Here is a 16,958-nt window from a genome sequence, read left to right on the forward strand (position 1 = left end):
AAACCCCGGAGGAGCGGAACAAGACCCGGGGCTATAGCTCAGTTGGTAGAGCGCCTGCATGGCATGCAGGAGGTCAGGAGTTCAATTCTCCTTAGCTCCACACCTCGGATGATCCCGTCTCCCGCTCAGGGAGGCGGGATCATTGCGTATCCAGGCGCTCCGGCGGCAGGCCCTCGCCGGTCGCTGATCGAAGCCGCCGCGGCAGCGGGACTGACCCGGTCGGCGGTCCGTGGCAGAATTCGGACGGCGCCGGCAGGGGAGGAGAGGACGCGATGCCCACGAGCATCATGGAGGAGGTCGAGGACCTGTTCGCCGCGCCCGTGGCCCAGGGACCCGGCCCGCTGCCGGAGACCGCGCCCGTCCCCAGCCGTTCCGCCCGGCCCGCCGGTGCCGTCCTCCAGTGCCCCTCCTGCGGCTCGCCCCACGTGGCACAGGTGCTCGGCGACAACGGCGGCATCTCGTTCGTGTGTACGGCCTGCGGCCACAGCTGGAGCTGACGGATGGGCGCTCACAGCAGGAAATGCGACTGGTGCGGCAGCGGAACGCCGATCGTCCGGGACATGGAGCCGGTCAACGCCGACTACCAGTACTGGTGCGAGGAGTGCGCGCGGGCGCTCGTCATAAAAGGCGACCCCATCGAGACGTACCGTGAACTCGACGGGGAGCCGATCTACGGGCGGCTGCTGGACGAGCACTGCACGCTGAAGCGTTTCTATTCGTTCGCCACGGCTTAGTCGCGACGGCTCAGTCGTCACGGTTTGGTCGCCACGGCTTGGAGCCGGGCTCCTGGGGGGCCAGCGGGCGGGGACGGCCGGGCGCGGCCGATGGTGCGACAGGCGCGAGCGATCTCTGGTCCGGCGGGCGCGCCCAATCTTTCGCCCACTTCTCCGTGAAGGCGGAACTCCGCCCGAACGCCCGTGCGTTGACGTGGGGAAAGCTGCCGCCGGAGACGGCCGGCGGCACGGGGGAAGCACTACGGGGGTCGCGTCATGAGCGACATGACCATCAGCTCTGTCCGGGAAGTACCGGCACATCCGCCCCGCGAGGCGCACAAGCGGGCGGCCATGGCCGGGCTGACACCCTTCGTCGACGCGCTGCGCGTCCCGCCCGTCCTGCGGCCGGGCCGCAAGGAGGCGCTGCGCGGCATCGACATCGACCAGACCACCACCTGGGTGCGGCTGCACTCCGAGCTGCCGCCGACGAAGGTGTGGGCGTACGACGGGCACTACCCGGGCCCGACGATCGAGGTGCGCCGCGGCCGGCGGCTGCGCGTCAACTGGCGCAACCGCCTCACCGGCGCCCACCCGGTGACGGCCTTCGAGGCGAAGCAGGCCGCCGGCGAGCCGCCGCCGACCGACCGGCCGGGCCGCGGGGACGGCACGCTGCTGGACGGCGTCGCCGCCCTCCCGCCCTGGACGGTCACCCACGTGCACGGCGCGGTGACCGGCGGCGGCAACGACGGCTGGTCGGAGAACGCCGTCCTGCCCGGCGACACCCAGCGCGCGGAATATCCCAACGACCACCGTGCGACGGCGTGGTGGTACCACGATCACGCCATGGACATCACGCGGTGGAACGTCTTCGCGGGCCTGACGGGCATGTACCTGGTCCGCGACGACGAGGAGGACATGCTCCATCTGCCCTCCGGGCGGCGGGAGATACCGCTCGTCATCCAGGACCGCAACCTCGACACGGACACCGAGGGCCGCCTGACGGGCCGTCTGCTCCACAAGACCCTGATCGGGCGACTGGACAAGGAGGGCAGGAACGTCACCCAGCCCTTCGTCGGCCCGTACACCCTCGTCAACGGCGTCATCTGGCCCTACGCCGACGTCGAGGCGTGCTGGTACCGCTTCCGGGTGCTGAACGCGGCGAACAGCCGCACCTTCCGGCTCCGGCTGGTGGACGACGCGACCGGTGTGCCGGTGACGGGCGCGGTGTGGCAGATCGGCTCGGACGGCGGGCTGCTGCCGCGCCCGGTCCCGGGGGACGAAGAACTGTCCGTCGCGCCCGCCGAGCGGCTGGACGTGCTCGTCGACTTCGCCCGGCTGCGCGGCCGTACACTCCGGCTCGTCAACGCGGACCCCAGGGTGGCGTATCCGGACGTGATGCAGTTCCGGGTGGACGCGGCGCGGGTGCCCGACCCGTTCGTACTGCCGAAGGTGATCTCACCGTCGTTCGAGCGGCTCACCCACGACACGGTCCCCGCCCACGAGCACCGGCTCATCGCCCTCACCCCGCCCGGCGCGGTCGGCAACTACCATCCCGAGATGTGGGAGATGCGGGAGGTCCCCGAGACGGACGTGCGGATCCCCTCCGAGGGGGTCGTCCAGATCCGCGGCGCGGACGGCGAGGTCCGCACCTACCGCCGTACGGCCCGGATGTTCGACGACGCGCTCGGCCACCTGGTCCGGCACGGCGACTGGGAGCAGTGGAGCTTCCTGAACCTGGGCGGCATCAGCCACCCGATGCACCTCCACCTCGTCGACTTCCAGGTGCTGGCCCGGCACCGCTACCCGGCCGACCCGAACACCCCGTACGACCGCGATCTCGGCGGCACCCGTGCCCCGCTCGACTACGGCGGCCCGGAGCCGATAACCCCCGGCGACCAGGGCTGGAAGGACGTCATACAGGTACCGCCGGGCGAGATGGTGAATGTGATCGGCCGCTTCCGGGGAGCCACGGGCCGGTTCATGTACCACTGCCACATCCTGGAGCACGAGGACATGGGGATGATGCGCCCGTTCGTCGTCATGCCCCGCGAGGTGCTGAAGTTCCATCACCACCCGCCCGGTGGCCACGGCCACGGCGACCACTGAGACGGATCGGGAACCCTACCGGGCTGTACGGTCCCGCCCGGCGCGGTCCCGCCGCAGCAGTACGGCGGTCAGGGCCAGGAAGACCAGCCCGGCGACCGGGTAGATCCCGGACAGCAGCATCTGGCCGCCGTTCTGGTGGAGTTCCTCGTGGTGGTGGTAGCGGTGCGGCACGAACCAGAGCGCGTACGAGCAGAAGAGGAGGCCCATCGCGAGCGTTCCCGCCCACCACCGCTTGCCGCTGCGGCTGCCGAAGCCGCCGCGGGCCATCGCCTCCGAGCCGAGCAGGACCAGCATCGGCACGCCCCACACCCAGTGGTGCGACCAGGAGATCGGGCTGACCAGCAGGGCGGTCACCGCACAGGCGACGGCCGCCCAGGCGCGGCGGCCGCGCAGCAGCGCGCCGACCGCGAGGGCCAGCCCGAGGACGGCGACGGCGGCCGCGGCCACCAGCCACCACAGGCCCGGGTCGTGGGTGTGCAGCAGCCGGGCCAGCACGCCGCGCAGCGACTGGTTGGCGGTGATCTCCACCTCGCCGACCCGGTCGGCGGCAAAGATGATCTCCGTCCAGAAGCGCCGGGAGTCGTGCGGCAGCACGAGCGCGGACAGCAGGGCGGTGCCCAGGAAGGTGAGGCAGGCCACGACGGCCTGCCGCAGCCAGGGGTTCCACGCGCCCCGCGGACCCGCGCCCGCCCGCAGCCGCTGCCAGCCCCGTACCAGCCCGGCCAGCGCGAGGAAGACGGCGAACAGGGCCGGCGTGAGCTTGATGCCCGCCGCCAGACCGATGCCGACACCGGCCCACCGGTTGGTGTCCTTGCGGGTCAGGTCCCACAGCACCAGCACGGCGAGCAGCAGGTTGATCTGCCCGTAGCGCAGCGTGGTCCACACCGGCTCGCACCAGACCAGCAGCGCGGCCACGGCGAGCGCCGCGGCGAGCGGGGGCATGCGCCGGGGACGGCCGGCGAGGCGCAGAGCGAGGTGCACGGCCGCCACCAGCAGCAGGAGGTTGCCGAGGGTGGCGAGGGTGCGCATCTCCGGTACGCCGACCAGCGTCAGCGGCGTGAACACCAGCGCCGCGAACGGCGGGTAGGTGTTGGGCAGATTCGCGGAGGTCGCGACCATGTCGTAGAGGTCCTCGCCGTTGCGGGCGGTCCAGCCCTCGGCGCGGTAGACCATCAGGTCGATCATCGTCACGTGCGCCAGCCGCTGCACGATCCAGAAGGCGGCGAAGGAGATCACACAGCCCACGGCCGCCACCAGCAGCGGGCGGTGGCGGGCGAAATCCCTCAGCGGGGTACGGCCGCCGGGTGCGGCGGACCGTTCCAGCTCCAGCGCGGACACGGCGTACGGCTCCCCAGGACGAATCGGGCACGGCCCGCCGACAGTACATCGAGCCGCTCCGAGAGGGCCGCGGACAACCGATTTGGCAGAAGGCGGGGAGGTCCGTGTAATGTAGGCGATGCCGCAGCGGGGAGCCGGAAGGAAAACCGCGGCGGACCAAGCAAGGGGCTATAGCTCAGTTGGTAGAGCGCCTGCATGGCATGCAGGAGGTCAGGAGTTCAATTCTCCTTAGCTCCACAGCAGGACCTTCCTTGAGACCTCTCGGGCTCTCAGGTTCGGTACACGGGATCCCGTCCGATCGACTCGATCGGGCGGGATCTTCTGGTTTGAGAGCGTGCCCTGGGGTCTGGCCAGGGATGAGTAGCAGCCCTGGGGATCTTGGCGGCGGCCGTCGGCCATGGGTGATGCCGCGGAGCGCGTGGTGGTGGGGCTGTGGGGCCGGAGCGATCTCGCGCGATGGTCCGTGTGGATTGCGGTGTGTGCTTCGTCACGGTGTTTGGGGTGGGGAGCGTCCGGCGGGCTTGAGCAGCAGACTGGTCAGCACCGCCCTGACCGGCAGGCCCCGGGGCCGGAGTGACCGACCAGCTCCGCATCGAGCAGTGCCAGGGCGCCGGAGTGGTCCAGCAGCGCGGCCAGCTGGAACACCTTCGAGTCGGGGATCCGCGCCGGTGCCTCGGTCATCGGCCGCGGCCGGTTTTTGCGGGCGGCCGGGCGCGTGGGCGGCGGGGCCCTCACGGGATTCCTCGCAGCAGGCGGGCTGTCTCCTGTTTGCTGAGCGGGGGCACGAAGTGCTGTTAGCGGGCCAGGGAGGCGGTCGAGGCCAGCCCGGCCGCTGCTGCGATCACTGCGGTGTCGATCCGGCGGCACATCAGTGCGACGATCCAGCTGGTCCGCAGACGCCGGGCGCTCAGGCCCGGCAGACGTCCTTCGGGCCGGTGCTCCCCAGGTCCAGGAGGCGATCAGGTTGTCCGGGGGCGGGGCCTTGTGGCCGGGGCGGAACAGGGAGTCGCTCTGCGCGAGTTCGGCCAGCTCCGCCGGGACATCCTCCCAGTCGGCGCGGGCCACCAGCGGCCGTCCGAACACCTCGTTGTCGAGCGCGCAGGCCACCGAGCGGGTACGCCGCAGATCCGTCCCGTGGGTGCGGGCGGCCTCGCCCGGGGTCAGTCCCATGCCGGCACCCAGGGCCATCAGCGCCAGCGCGTCCCGTCGTACGGGGGGCCGCTGGCGCTGCGCCCAGGCTCGAAGCGCGGCGATCTCACTGTTCTTGAAGGGCGGGGCCGGGGCGGCCGGAGCCGACAGCCGAACGGACGTCTCACGCCCCTCCTGGGCCCAGGTGAGCGCTTCTTGCACCCGGCGCAGCCGACTGCGGTAGGTCCGCAGCGTGCGCGGCTTCAGGCCCACGCAGCCGGTCAGCACGAACGCGTTGATCGTCTCCTCCCGCAGCCAGGCGGCCGGTTCCCGGGTGATCCCGCGCCCCTCCGCTCACACCGCGAGCCGCGCCAGGGCGCTCAGCATGACCAGCGGCCCAACCACCGGCCAGCACGTCGGCACCGTGCGCGGCGTGTAGGCGTCGATGGCCGCCGACGTCTTCGCATCCAGGGCCACCGTCCACTCATACCGGCAGGGCCGTCTTCTCTCCTGAAGCGGCAGCTGTGCTCAATCGAGGACTTCAAGGGATACTGTAGATGTCGAAATATTTGATGACGGCCACGCGGGATGTTCAGGATTATCTCGACGAGATCGCCGAAGAGATGACGGGGCTTTTCGGCATCTCAATGGCGGAAGCGGTGGCGCGCATTAATTATGAGTGGAGGGGGCAATCCTTTGAAGAAGAAGACGACTTGATTTTTCATGAATTGCCTGAACATTGGGCTTATGCGCTGTATTACAACGGAGCTGTTCCGTATTGGGATCCAGAGGCTGATCGCACCCGATGGTCCATTCGTGACGCTCCTCCGGTGGGGGATGCTGCGTGGACGATTGGATGAATTGGTGCCGCATTAGTCGTACGGAGTTTAGATACGATTGTTCGGTAATCGATGTTCTTTGTCGTGGCAGTCTCCCTGTGAAGTTGGTTCCAGGTCGCAGTATTAGTTGGCGATGTTCGTACGGCATATCTGCATCCAGGCTTGAGTCGTGAGCCGGAATTCGGCGCGTGTTGTCCTGCGCGGGTAGTGTGGGGCAGCTGCTTTCGCGGAATGGGCGAAAATTACACTGCCGCTTCATCGGGGGTCGGAATCCTCAGATTTGCTGGCCCCGGCTGGGAAGGTGCGCACTGGTGCCGACCCAGCGAGTTCCGGAACGCGACGAGGGCCGCATCGCCACCTTGCGCGACGAGGACTGGCTGGCGATGAAAGGACAGCGGGCGACCTGGGGACCTGGTCTGCCTCGAAAATGAGGCAGACCAGGTGCTGAGGCCACCCAAGAGCCGCACCTGGGGCCGCCCAAGGGCCCCTGTCACCGCGGCCGACATCCGCCGGTATCGATGGTTGTGCTGATCGCCATCAAACCCGGACACCGCTCCCCAGCTGAACTACCGTTTGTCATCGACCGCGGACTGAAAGAAGCCTCTAAGGGCTTCGCCAAATCCGGCCATGCCTGCCCCGATACCACCCACCAGCAGCTCGGCGGCTCCCTTGTCGCGGTCTGGGATGCTCTCAACACCCACCGCAGCCGGACCTCCAGCAGTTCATTGCCGTCCGCGACTGGCCGACGGCCGTGGGGCTCCCGCCCTGAGCGCCCGAGCTCGACCCAGTCGAGGGCGCCTGGCCCAGTGTGAAAAGGTCGCTGGCGAACATCGCCGAACACGGGCTCGGCGATCTCGCCGCACTCGTGTGCACCCACCTCAAGCGCAGCCTGTACCGCCGTGGTTCTTCAAGGGCCACCTCACCGACACCGGCCTCACCTTCGATCGGTGGCCCCCGCCGTTGAAGCTCTTTGGAGCCAGGTGCGCCAGCGCGCGATCCGTTTAGATGCTGACGATCTCGGCACGGCCAGGGGGTGTGGGCCCGTGGTGTCACCGAGATGGCACGGGAAGGGGCCGATGGGGAGCGCACGCCAGGGGCGAGTGGCGGACGGTTGGGGAACGATCACGCGGGAAGTGGGAAGCGGTCATCATTCTGGGTGTGACGTAGCTGCGCAAAAGTACTCGGTATGTGCTTCGTCACGATGCTTGGAGTGGGGGCGTCCGGCGGGCTGGGGTCGGCGTGATCGGCGATGGTGGGCCGGCCGGTGTCGATGCGGTGGCCTCGGAGGGTGCCGTTGCATCCCTCGTTCTGGGCGCGGATCACAGTGTGAGCGCGGGTCCGGGCGTCGGTGAGGTAAGGAGGGTCCTGGCAGCTTCAGGCCACCGGTGGCCAGCGTGCCGCACACGACGGCCGCCGGCAGGACTCCGACCGTAACCGCACGGCCCAGGTCCCGTTCGCCATGTGCGGGTGCCGCTCCGCCTCTGGCGTCCGCGTGAGCGGGTGTGTTCCGGTTCACGGGTACGTGATCGTGTTCCGTGACGTTCACGCGGTCTCCCGCTCGTCCCGCGGCGCGTCACCGGTGGCCGGGCGGGCGCCATCGTCTCCGGCGCTGCCCGAGGCGCCGCCGCGCCTGCTGAGCAGTACGGCCACCGCGGCCACGGCGACGATCACCGCGACGACCCGGTAGCCGAGGGCCATGGCATCGGTGAACGCCGTGACCGTGGCGGCGTGCTGGGCGGCGCCCAGGCGCTCCGCCGCCGCCATCGCGTCCGAGACCGAGTGGGCGTGGGGCGCGACGGGGGCCGCCAGCCGGGCGGTGAACCCGGCGGTCAGGACCGTGCCGACCACCGCGACACCGATGGCGCTGCCGAGTTCGCGCGCGGTGCTGTTCAGCGCGGATCCCACACCGCTCCGGCTCTTCGGCAGCGCTCCCACGATTCCGCTGGACAGCGGCGGGGTGGCGAGTCCCATGCCGCACGCCATGACGAGCAGGTCGATGACGTAAATCCAGTACGGGGTACGCGCGGTTGCCAGGGACAGCAGCAGGAGCCCGGCGACGATGAAAGCCATGCCGAGGGCCACGACCTGGCGCGCCCCCCACCGCCCGGCCAGCCGGGCCGCCCGCGGCGAGACGAACTTCATGCACAGGCCCTGTGGCAGGATCGCGAGGCCGGTGGCGAGGGCGCTGAAGCCCTTGGCGTACTGCAGGTACTGGGCATTGAGGTAGAAGAGGCTGAACATGCCGAGGAAGGCGGCCGCCACACCGAGTGTCCCGGTGCGGACGGCGGACAGCCGGAACAGGCGCGGGTCGACCAAGGGGGCCTCGGCGCGCAGCGCATGGGCGACGAAGGCCGCACCTGCGAGCAGGGTGACAGCGAAGCCGGTGAGTACGGGCACCGAGGACCAGCCCATCTCCCGCCCCTCGACGAGGCCGAACAGCAGGGCGGTGAGCGTGACGACGAGCAGCCCGGTGCCGACCGGGTCGAGGCGGGCGGCATGCCGCCCGGTGGCGGGCGCGTACCGGGCCGCCAGTACCGCGAGCACGACGGCGACCGGGACGAAGAGCGCGAAGAACACCGGCCAGGAGAAGAACTGGAGGGTGCCGCCGGCCACGACGTTGCCCAGCATGCCGCCCAGACCCGTGGCTCCCGACCAGGCGCCGACCGCCTTGCCGCGCTGGGCGGGCGGCGTCACCGCGAGGGACAGGGCGAGTGTGGCGGGCATGACCAGCGCGGCGCCCAGGCCGGAGACCGCGCGGCACGCCAGCAGGACGAGAACATCGGGTGCCAGCGCGCAGCCCAGGCAGCCCAGTGCGAAGACGCCCAGTCCGGTGATGAGTACGGGCTTGCGTCCCCAGCGGTCGCCCAGCGCACCGGCCGGTATGAGGAGGGCGGCGAAGACGAGGACGTACAGGTCCACGATCCACACGGTCTGGGTCGCCGACGGGTGCAGCGCACTGGCGGAGAGCTGGGGCAAAGCCAGATTGACGCCGGACACCATGGCCTGGACGGTCATGACGGCGGCATTCATCAGGCGTGGGGTGTTGCTCCGGTCCGTGCTGCCGGGCGCCTGTCCTCCCGCCCGGCCGGTGCCGTGGTCACCGGATCCTCCAACTTGCCTGTGGCCAGGGACTGTTGCTGTGCTGCGCGCGGTCATGTCCTTCCTTTCTCGCTGCTGGTGCGAACGACCGTAGGAACGCAGCGGAATAACTTCAAATGCAGCCAAGTGATAAATAAAATGCGTCTCGTGCATGCAAAGCTGGATCTCAACCTCTTGGTGGCGCTCGACGTCCTGCTGGACGAGTGCTCGGTCACCGCCGCGGCCGAGCGGCTGCACGTGTCCGAGCCCGCCATGAGCCGCACGCTGGGACGCATACGCAAGGCGGTCGGCGATCCCGTGCTCGTACGGGCCGGGCACGCCATGCAGCCGACACCGCGCGCCGTGGCGATGCGGAGCGAAGTACGCGAGCTGGTACGGCGGGTCCGGACGGTGCTGGCGCCGGCAGGGGAACCGGACCTGAAAACGCTGGAACGCACCTACACCGTGACCGCCAACGACGCGATGGTCACCTCGGTCGGCGATCACCTCGTCTCCTGCGTGGAGAACGAAGCACCCGGAGTGACCCTGCGTTTCCTCGCGGAACCGCCCGGGGACCACTCCGGGTTGCGGGAAGGAAGCACCGACCTCGAAATGGGCGTACTGGGCCCGGCCGCGCCGGAGGTGCGCACCGAAGCACTGGCGACGGATCACCACGTCCTGGTCATGCGCCCGGACCACGCCCTCGCCCAAGACGAGCTGACGGCCGAACGGGTGGCCGACGCCCGGCACATCGTCACGTCCCGGCGCGGCCGCCTGTCCGGCCCGCTCGACGAAGCGCTGGCCGCACTGGGGCTCGGCCGGCGCATCACCGTGTCCGCGCCGACCTTCGCCGCCACCCTGCTGCTCCTGGTCAACCGCCATGACGTGGTGGGGCTCATCCCGTGGCGCCAGTACCGGCGCAGCGTCGAGGCACTCGGCTTGGTCACCAGGGAACTGCCGCTGGGACTGCCCCCGGTGGAGCTGTCCCTGGCCTGGCACCCCCGCGACGACGCCGACCCGGCCCACACCTGGCTGCGGGCACGCGTACGGGATTCCGTACGGGCTGTCCTGTCGTGACGGGGCGCAGGGCGGGCCGGGGCGGGACTGTACGGACTCTCGGGACTACACGGTGGTTGTCGGACCGCCGCCGCAGTGCCTCCGTCAGTGATACCTGCGGGCTGCCCCCTTCGGCGTGCCGGCCCGGGCGATGCACCCGTCCGGGCGCAGCAACAGGGCGCTGATGGCCTGGAGTTCCGTGTGCGAGGCCGTCTCGGTGCCGCGACTCCGAAGGCGGGTGACTCGGTGAGAGCGGTGCGGCGAAAAGGGGCAGGTGGCCGAGCGGTATGTCGTCGGCAGCCTGGTGATCACGGCGAGGCGTTGCCGAACGTTCCCGGTGGCTCAGGGCTTCTCCAGGCGCAGGGCGAGGGCGGGGCAGCGGCGGACGGCTCGCTGGGCGTGCGGGTGGAGGCGGGCGGGGAGGGCGGTGTCCGTGATCAGCGGGTAGCCGTCCGGGTCGAGGCTCACGGCCTCGGGAAGCAGCCGCGCGCACAGTCCGTGGCCCTCGCACAGTGTCCAGTCCACGGCGAGCCGGCCCGCGGCGGCCGTCGGATCCGCGGTCCCGGATCCCGTACCGTCGGCCGCGTTCGCCGGTTCCGGAGCAGGCAGGGGCAGTACGCCGTGCGTTTCGCGGCCGCATCCGCCGCCCAGGACATGCGCGGCGAGATCGTCGGGGAAGGCGGCCAACGCGGAGAGTACGAATCGCGCGGCGCCATCGGGGTGTTTGCACGCGCCACGCCCGTCCACGGTCTGCGCGGCGCGCCGTACGGCTTCCAGGGCCTCCTGGCCGCCGCCCGCCAGAACGTCCACCAGTGCTCCGGCCATCGTGGGCAGGCCCAGGCGGCAGGGGCCGCACTGGCCCGATGACTCCGCCGCCAGCCAGCGCGCTACGAGCAGAGCCTCGCCCAGCGGGCAGGTGTCGGCGGGCACCGGTAGCACCGCGCCCGCGCCAAGCGCGCCACCGCCGGCCGCGAGCGCTTCGCGGGTGACGACTGTTCCGTACGCGGTCGCGGCGTCCAGCCAGGCACCGTGGTAGCCGCCCACCAGGACGCCCCCGGGGGCCGGATCGGCGGCGCACGTCTGGAGGACGTAGGGGAGCGGCACCCCGCTCGGCGTCTCGACGACGGCGGGGGAGGGCACCGCGCCGGACACGGTCAGGAGCAGGGTGCCGGGTTCGCGGGGCGCGCCTGTCGAGGCGTACCGGTGCGCGCCGAGCCGGGCCGCCACGGCGAGTTGGGCGAACGTCTCGGCGTTGGAGAAGAGCGTCGGCACGCCGCCGAGCCCCGACTCCGCGGCCCGTACGCGCCGCCCCGGCGGCAGCGCCGGTCCGCCCTCCGCGGCCCGGATCAGCGCGGACGCCTCGCCGGAGACCAGCCGCTCCGGTACCCGTGCGAGCCGGGCGCGCGGTGACCGCCCGCGCCGGCGGTCGCGCAGCCCGCGCTCGGCCAGCGCGTCCCGTACCGACCGCTCGGCCGCGTCCTTGGTCACACCGACCACCAGGGTGCGGGCGCCGAGCGCCTCGGCGGCGAGCAGCGCGCCGTCCAGAACCAGGTGGGGCGCGCGGCACAGCAGGACGGTGTCCTTGCGGCAGGCCGGCTCCCCCTCGCAGCCGTTGACGACGACCGCGGGCCGCACGCCGGTGCGCCGCGCGTGGTGGGTGACCGCCGTCAGTTTCCGTACGAGCGGGAAGCCCGCGCCGCCGCGGCCGCGCAGCGCGATGGCGTCCGCCAGCTCGGCCAGCCGGTCGACGGTCAGCGACGGCGGCGAGCCGTGGACGAGCAGGTGCGCGCGGCGGTCCAGCCGTTCGGCCTGGTCGAGGCCCGCGGTCAGCCGGGCCGGGCCGAGGGCGAAGACGGGCGGGACGTCGGGCAGCGGGCCGCTCATGGGCGGCTCCGGCCGTGGGAGGCGGGGCGGGGGAACTGGGTGGGCTCGGAGGGGAAGGCGTGCTGCTCGTAGGGGGCAGGGGCAAGGGGAGGGGGAAGGGAAGGGGAAGGTGTGGCTGTTGGGTATGGCGGGGGTGGTGGGGGTGCGGATTCAGAGGGTGGTGGGGGCGGCGGGTAAGGGGACTCTGGAAGTGTCGTGGGCGACGACGGGGGCGGTAGCGGCGACTGTGGTGGCGGCTGTGCCTCCGTCGGTGGGGCGGTACTACGGGCGCGCAGGCGCACCCGTAGGACGTGGGGGAGGAAGGCGCGCGCCAGGAGGGCAGCGGCGACGGCTGCCAGGCACAGCGCGTACCCGGTGGTGACCCAGCCCGAGGGGCTGCGGCCCGCCTTCAGGCCGTGCACGAGCGCCAGGCACCAGGCCGGATACGCGCAGGCGTGCAGGGCGCGCCAGCGTTCCGAGGCGCGGCCGCGGCCGGCGAAGGCGCTGCGGAGCGCGCCGGTCGCGGCGGTCAGCACCATCAGGTAGCCCGCCACGGCGCCGAAGCCGATCAGCGTGGTGGCTTCGGGCGCCGGCGTCTGCGTGAAGGGCAGCAGCGCGTTGCTTACGTAGGCGTGCTCTTCGGCGACCTTGACCGCGATGTGCAGAAGCAGGAAGCCGAGGGAGGCGGTGCCGAGGGCCCGGTGCACCCCCTGGGCGAGGAGCCGGCTGCGCGGCAGCAGGACCGTACGGCCTGCTGCGACCAGTCCCCAGACGACGGCGGCCGTGAGGGACACGAGGGCCAGTACGCCGCCGGTGAAGTCGAGGAAGGCGCGCAGAGGGTCGGTACCGGAAAGCAGGAGGAGCGCCAGAGCGGCGGCGGCTCCGGCGATGAGCGCGGGGCGGCGGCGCGCGCGGGGACGGCGTGGGGCCTGGACCGTAAGCGTGTCTGGCGAGGCGGCGGGGCGTGGGCCGCCCCGGGGCCCTGGGCGGTGAAGCCCGAAGGGCGGCCGGAGCGGGCCCGCTGTATGGAGACGGGGCAGGGACAGGCCGGGCCGGGATAAGCCGGGGAAACGCGGGCCGGAGGCGGCGCGGCGCTTGCGGTGGGGGCGCATGGGGGAAAGCTAGGCGGGGCCCGGGCCGGGGTGGCGGGCTTTGCATAAGCGGGGTAGCGCGGGGCGGTGCGCTGCTACGGTCGGTCGTCGGGATTGTTCGAAAGGCCTTCGAGGTCGTTCAGGTCCTTCAGGTCCTTCGAGGGGCCCTCGGGGCAGGCTTCGGGGGAGCTGAGGAGCCTAGGAGCCGGGGAGCCAAGGAGCCGAGGCGTTGGGCTCGGGCGAAGGCTCCAGGCAGGGGGCCGGAGGGGCCCGATGGGTGGCCGGAGGGGCCCGGGCGGGCTGGCCGGAGAGGTTCGGGCGGGCTGGCCGGAGGCGTCCTGGCGGGCTGGCCGGAGAGGCCCGCGTAGGCCGTACCGTCGTGCACCTTCCCCGGGACTGCTCCGAGCAGGACTGTCCGAACCTTCCCGGGAACCGCTCCGAGCAGGACCGTTCGAACCTTTCGACCTCGTACGTGGCTGTCGGCTGTCCTGCGGCCCGCGGTCACCCCGTCGCTTCCCTCCCCTCCTCTCCTCTCCCCTCCGTCCGGCCATCCGCCGGAAGCTTTCAGCGGGCCCGGTGCCCCCTGCGGTACCCTGGCGCCATGCGTGCGGTACACCTTCTGCTTAGCGGGCCGCGCTGATCAGTACCGACCGGTGAGCTTCCGGTCGGCATCGGCGCGGCGTCCCCTCCTGTGCGAGGGGTCTTTTTGTTTCCGCAAAATTCGCACTTCGCGCAGTAGCCGCAGGCAGAGACGACCGATGGAGCTTTGAGGACGATGAGCGAGACGACTTCGGCTGCCGAGGTGGCAGCGCCGCACCGTTACACGGCAGCGCTGGCCGCCGACATCGAGGAGCGCTGGCAGGACTTCTGGGAGGCGGAGGGGACGTACGAGGCCCCGAACCCGAAGGGCGATCTGGCGGGCGACCCGGAGCTGGTGGCCAAGCCCAAGAAGTTCATCATGGACATGTTCCCGTACCCCTCGGGGGCGGGGCTGCACGTGGGCCACCCGCTGGGCTTCATCGCCACCGACGTCTACGCCCGCCACCTGCGGATGACCGGCCACAACGTGCTGCACACGCTGGGCTTCGACGCCTTCGGGCTGCCCGCCGAGCAGTACGCCGTGCAGACCGGCACCCACCCCCGGGTCTCCACCAAGGCCAACATCGTCAACATGCGGCGCCAGCTGCGCCGGCTGGGGCTGGGCCACGACCTGCGCCGGTCGGTCGAGACGATCGACCCGGCCTACTACAAGTGGACCCAGTGGATCTTCATCCAGATCTTCAACTCCTGGTACGACGCCGACGCGAAGAAGGCGCGTCCCATCGCCGACCTGGTGGCGCAGTTCGAGGCCGGCGAGCGCGCGACGCCGGACGGGCGCCCCTGGAGTGCACTGAGCGCCGCCGAGCGCGCCGAGGTGCTGGGCGAGTACCGCCTGGCGTACGCCTCGGACGCGCCGGTCAACTGGTGCCCCGGCCTGGGCACCGTCCTGGCCAACGAGGAGGTCACCGCCGAGGGCCGGTCCGAGCGCGGCAACTTCCCGGTCTTCAAGGCCAAGCTGCGCCAGTGGAACATGCGCATCACCGCCTACGGTGACCGCCTGCTGGAGGACCTGGACGGGCTGGACTGGCCCGAGGCGATCAAGCTGCAGCAGCGCAACTGGATCGGCCGGTCCGAGGGCGCGCGCGTGGACTTCCCGGTCGGTGACGACAAGATCACCATCTTCACCACCCGCCAGGACACCCTGTTCGGCGCCACCTACATGGTGCTGGCGCCCGAGCACGAGCTGGTCTCCGGCGAGCGTTCGATCGTCCCGGACGCCTGGCCGGAGGGCACCCGCGAGGCGTGGACCGGCGGTTACGGCACCCCGGCCGAGGCGGTCGCCGCGTACCGCAAGCAGGCCGCGGCCAAGTCGGACGTCGAGCGGCAGGCCGAGGCCAAGGACAAGACCGGCGTCTTCACCGGCGCGTACGCGACCAACCCGGTCAGCGGCGAGCGCGTCCCGGTCTTCATCGCCGACTACGTGCTGATGGGCTACGGCACCGGCGCGATCATGGCCGTCCCGGCGCACGACAGCCGTGACTTCGCCTTCGCGCGCGCCTTCGAGCTGCCCATGCGCTGTGTGGTCGAGCCGTCGGACGGCCGCAGCCAGGACCCCGCCACCTGGGACGACGCCTTCGACTCGCACGAAGCGAAGATCATCAACTCGTCCGGTGCGGACATCTCGGGCGCGGACATCTCGCTGGACGGCCTGACCGTCCCGGACGCCAAGGTGAAGATCACCGAGTGGCTGGCGGCCAACGGCATCGGCGAGGGCACCGTCAACTTCCGGCTGCGCGACTGGCTGTTCAGCCGGCAGCGCTACTGGGGCGAGCCGTTCCCGATCGTCTACGACGAGGACGGCGTGGCGCACGCGCTGCCCGAGTCGATGCTGCCGCTGGAGCTGCCCGAGGTCGACGACTACTCGCCGCGCACCTTCGACCCGGACGATGCCGACACCCAGCCCGAGACCCCGCTGTCCCGCAACGAGGACTGGGTCAACGTGGAGCTGGACCTGGGCGACGGCCCGAAGAAGTACCGCCGCGAGACCAACACCATGCCCAACTGGGCGGGTTCCTGCTGGTACGAGATGCGCTACACCGACCCGCGCAACGACACCGCGCTGGTCGACCCGGAGATCGAGCAGTACTGGATGGGCCCCCGCGAGGGGCAGCCGACCGGTGGCGTCGACCTGTACGTGGGCGGCCAGGAGCACGCGGTGCTGCACCTGCTGTACGCCCGCTTCTGGTCCAAGGTGCTGCACGACCTGGGGCACATCGCCTCCTCGGAGCCCTTCCACAAGCTGTACAACCAGGGCATGATCCAGGCGTTCGTCTACCGGGACAGCCGCGGCATCGCCGTACCCGCCGCCGAGGTGGAGGAGCGCGACGGCGCGTACTACTACCAGGGCGAAAAGGTCAGCCGTGTCCTGGGCAAGATGGGCAAGTCCCTGAAGAACGCCGTCACGCCGGACGAGATCTGCGCGGAGTACGGCGCGGACACGCTGCGCCTGTACGAGATGGCGATGGGCCCGCTGGACGTCTCGCGGCCGTGGGACACCCGCGCCGTGGTCGGCCAGTACCGCCTGCTGCAGCGCCTGTGGCGCAACGTGGTGGACGAGGCGACCGGCGAGGCCACCGTCGTCGACGCCGAGCCGGACGAGGACACGCTGCGCGCCCTGCACAAGGCGATCGACGGCGTCGGCCAGGACCTGGCCAATCTGCGCTTCAACACCGCCATCGCCAAGGTGACGGAGCTGAACAACCACCTGACGAAGACGGGCGGCCCGGTCGCGCGCTCGGTGGCCGAGCGCCTGGTCCTGCTGGTCGCGCCGCTGGCACCGCACATCGCCGAGGAGCTGTGGCGCAAGCTGGGCCACACCGACTCGGTGGTCCACCAGGACTTTCCGGTCGCCGACCCGGCGTACGTGGTCGACGAGACCGTGACCTGCGTCGTCCAGGTCAAGGGCAAGGTCAAGGCCCGCCTGGAGGTCTCGCCGTCGATCACGGACGCGGACCTGGAGGCGGCGGCGCTGGCGGACCCGGCGGTCGTGGCGGCGCTGGGCGGCGCGGGCATCCGCAAGGTGATCGTACGGGCGCCGAAGCTGGTGAACATCGTTCCTGCGTAAGGCGCTGTTCCGGGGGGCCGGGGTGCCGGGCGCGCTGCGGGTGGTGGCTGGTTCCGGGTGCCGGTCTCGCCGTGGGCGGTGG

12 protein-coding genes and 2 tRNA genes are annotated in these 16,958 nt (G+C 71.2%); 8 read left to right on the plus strand and 6 right to left on the minus strand.

Annotated features, from left to right (window positions below; all coding sequences use genetic code 11):
* Window positions 1-27: 27 nt before the first annotated feature.
* The 4 genes from CP973_RS08130 to phsA all read left to right on the plus strand — a co-directional run bounded on the left by CP973_RS08130 (window position 28) and on the right by phsA (window position 2,819).
* Window positions 28-100, plus strand: a tRNA-Ala gene (locus CP973_RS08130).
* 172 nt (window positions 101-272) lie between these two features.
* On the plus strand, window positions 273-497 hold the full coding sequence (locus CP973_RS08135; protein ID WP_150238875.1) for a hypothetical protein: 225 nt from the start codon (window positions 273-275) through the stop codon (window positions 495-497).
* A gap of 3 nt (window positions 498-500) precedes the next feature.
* The gene (locus CP973_RS08140; protein ID WP_004571982.1) at window positions 501-734 is read left to right on the plus strand and encodes a hypothetical protein; all 234 of its coding nucleotides are present in this window, start codon (window positions 501-503) and stop codon (window positions 732-734) included.
* 255 nt (window positions 735-989) lie between these two features.
* Window positions 990-2,819 (plus strand): O-aminophenol oxidase PhsA, encoded by a 1,830-nt coding sequence (phsA, locus tag CP973_RS08145; protein WP_150238877.1) that lies wholly within the window; start codon window positions 990-992, stop codon window positions 2,817-2,819.
* Window positions 2,820-2,834: 15 nt separating this feature from the next.
* Here phsA and CP973_RS08150 read toward each other — a convergent pair whose 3' ends face one another.
* Complete coding sequence (locus tag CP973_RS08150) at window positions 2,835-4,157, minus strand: glycosyltransferase 87 family protein (protein ID WP_150238879.1); 1,323 nt, start codon at window positions 4,155-4,157, stop codon at window positions 2,835-2,837.
* Window positions 4,158-4,321: 164 nt separating this feature from the next.
* Here CP973_RS08150 and CP973_RS08155 point away from each other — a divergent pair.
* A tRNA-Ala gene (locus CP973_RS08155) sits at window positions 4,322-4,394 on the plus strand.
* A gap of 300 nt (window positions 4,395-4,694) precedes the next feature.
* On the opposite strand, the gene CP973_RS08160 is transcribed toward CP973_RS08155, so the two are convergent.
* Complete coding sequence (locus CP973_RS08160) at window positions 4,695-5,573, minus strand: hypothetical protein (protein ID WP_150238880.1); 879 nt, start codon at window positions 5,571-5,573, stop codon at window positions 4,695-4,697.
* Window positions 5,574-5,639: 66 nt separating this feature from the next.
* The gene (locus CP973_RS41370; RefSeq protein ID WP_280118999.1) at window positions 5,640-5,762 is read right to left on the minus strand and encodes a hypothetical protein; all 123 of its coding nucleotides are present in this window, start codon (window positions 5,760-5,762) and stop codon (window positions 5,640-5,642) included.
* Between the two features lie 80 nt (window positions 5,763-5,842).
* Between CP973_RS41370 and CP973_RS08165 the strand changes: the two genes are divergently transcribed.
* A complete protein-coding gene (locus tag CP973_RS08165; protein WP_150238882.1) occupies window positions 5,843-6,145 on the plus strand; it encodes a hypothetical protein in 303 nt (100 codons plus the stop codon).
* Between the two features lie 1,521 nt (window positions 6,146-7,666).
* Here CP973_RS08165 and CP973_RS08170 read toward each other — a convergent pair.
* Window positions 7,667-9,154 carry an MFS transporter gene (locus CP973_RS08170; protein ID WP_150238884.1) on the minus strand — a complete coding sequence of 496 codons (1,488 nt, stop codon included), beginning with the start codon at window positions 9,152-9,154 and terminating at the stop codon, window positions 7,667-7,669.
* Between the two features lie 207 nt (window positions 9,155-9,361).
* Here CP973_RS08170 and CP973_RS08175 point away from each other — a divergent pair, with 207 nt between their 5' ends.
* Complete coding sequence (locus tag CP973_RS08175) at window positions 9,362-10,279, plus strand: LysR family transcriptional regulator (RefSeq protein ID WP_150238885.1); 918 nt, start codon at window positions 9,362-9,364, stop codon at window positions 10,277-10,279.
* A 321-nt stretch (window positions 10,280-10,600) separates the two neighbouring features.
* On the opposite strand, the gene CP973_RS08180 is transcribed toward CP973_RS08175, so the two are convergent.
* The gene (locus CP973_RS08180) at window positions 10,601-12,142 is read right to left on the minus strand and encodes an NADH-quinone oxidoreductase subunit NuoF family protein (RefSeq protein WP_150238887.1); all 1,542 of its coding nucleotides are present in this window, start codon (window positions 12,140-12,142) and stop codon (window positions 10,601-10,603) included.
* Window positions 12,139-12,915 carry a ferric reductase-like transmembrane domain-containing protein gene (locus tag CP973_RS39905; RefSeq protein ID WP_167538288.1) on the minus strand — a complete coding sequence of 259 codons (777 nt, stop codon included), beginning with the start codon at window positions 12,913-12,915 and terminating at the stop codon, window positions 12,139-12,141. Before CP973_RS39905 ends, CP973_RS08180 begins: the two co-directional genes overlap by 4 nt.
* Before the next feature lie 1,072 nt (window positions 12,916-13,987).
* Here CP973_RS39905 and leuS point away from each other — a divergent pair.
* Entirely contained in the window at window positions 13,988-16,876 is a 2,889-nt protein-coding gene (leuS, locus tag CP973_RS08190) for a leucine--tRNA ligase (protein WP_150238888.1), read from the plus strand.
* The last annotated feature ends 82 nt before the right edge of the window (window positions 16,877-16,958 follow it).

It is taken from the genome of Streptomyces albofaciens JCM 4342 (assembly GCF_008634025.1).
GTDB lineage: Bacteria > Actinomycetota > Actinomycetes > Streptomycetales > Streptomycetaceae > Streptomyces > Streptomyces albofaciens.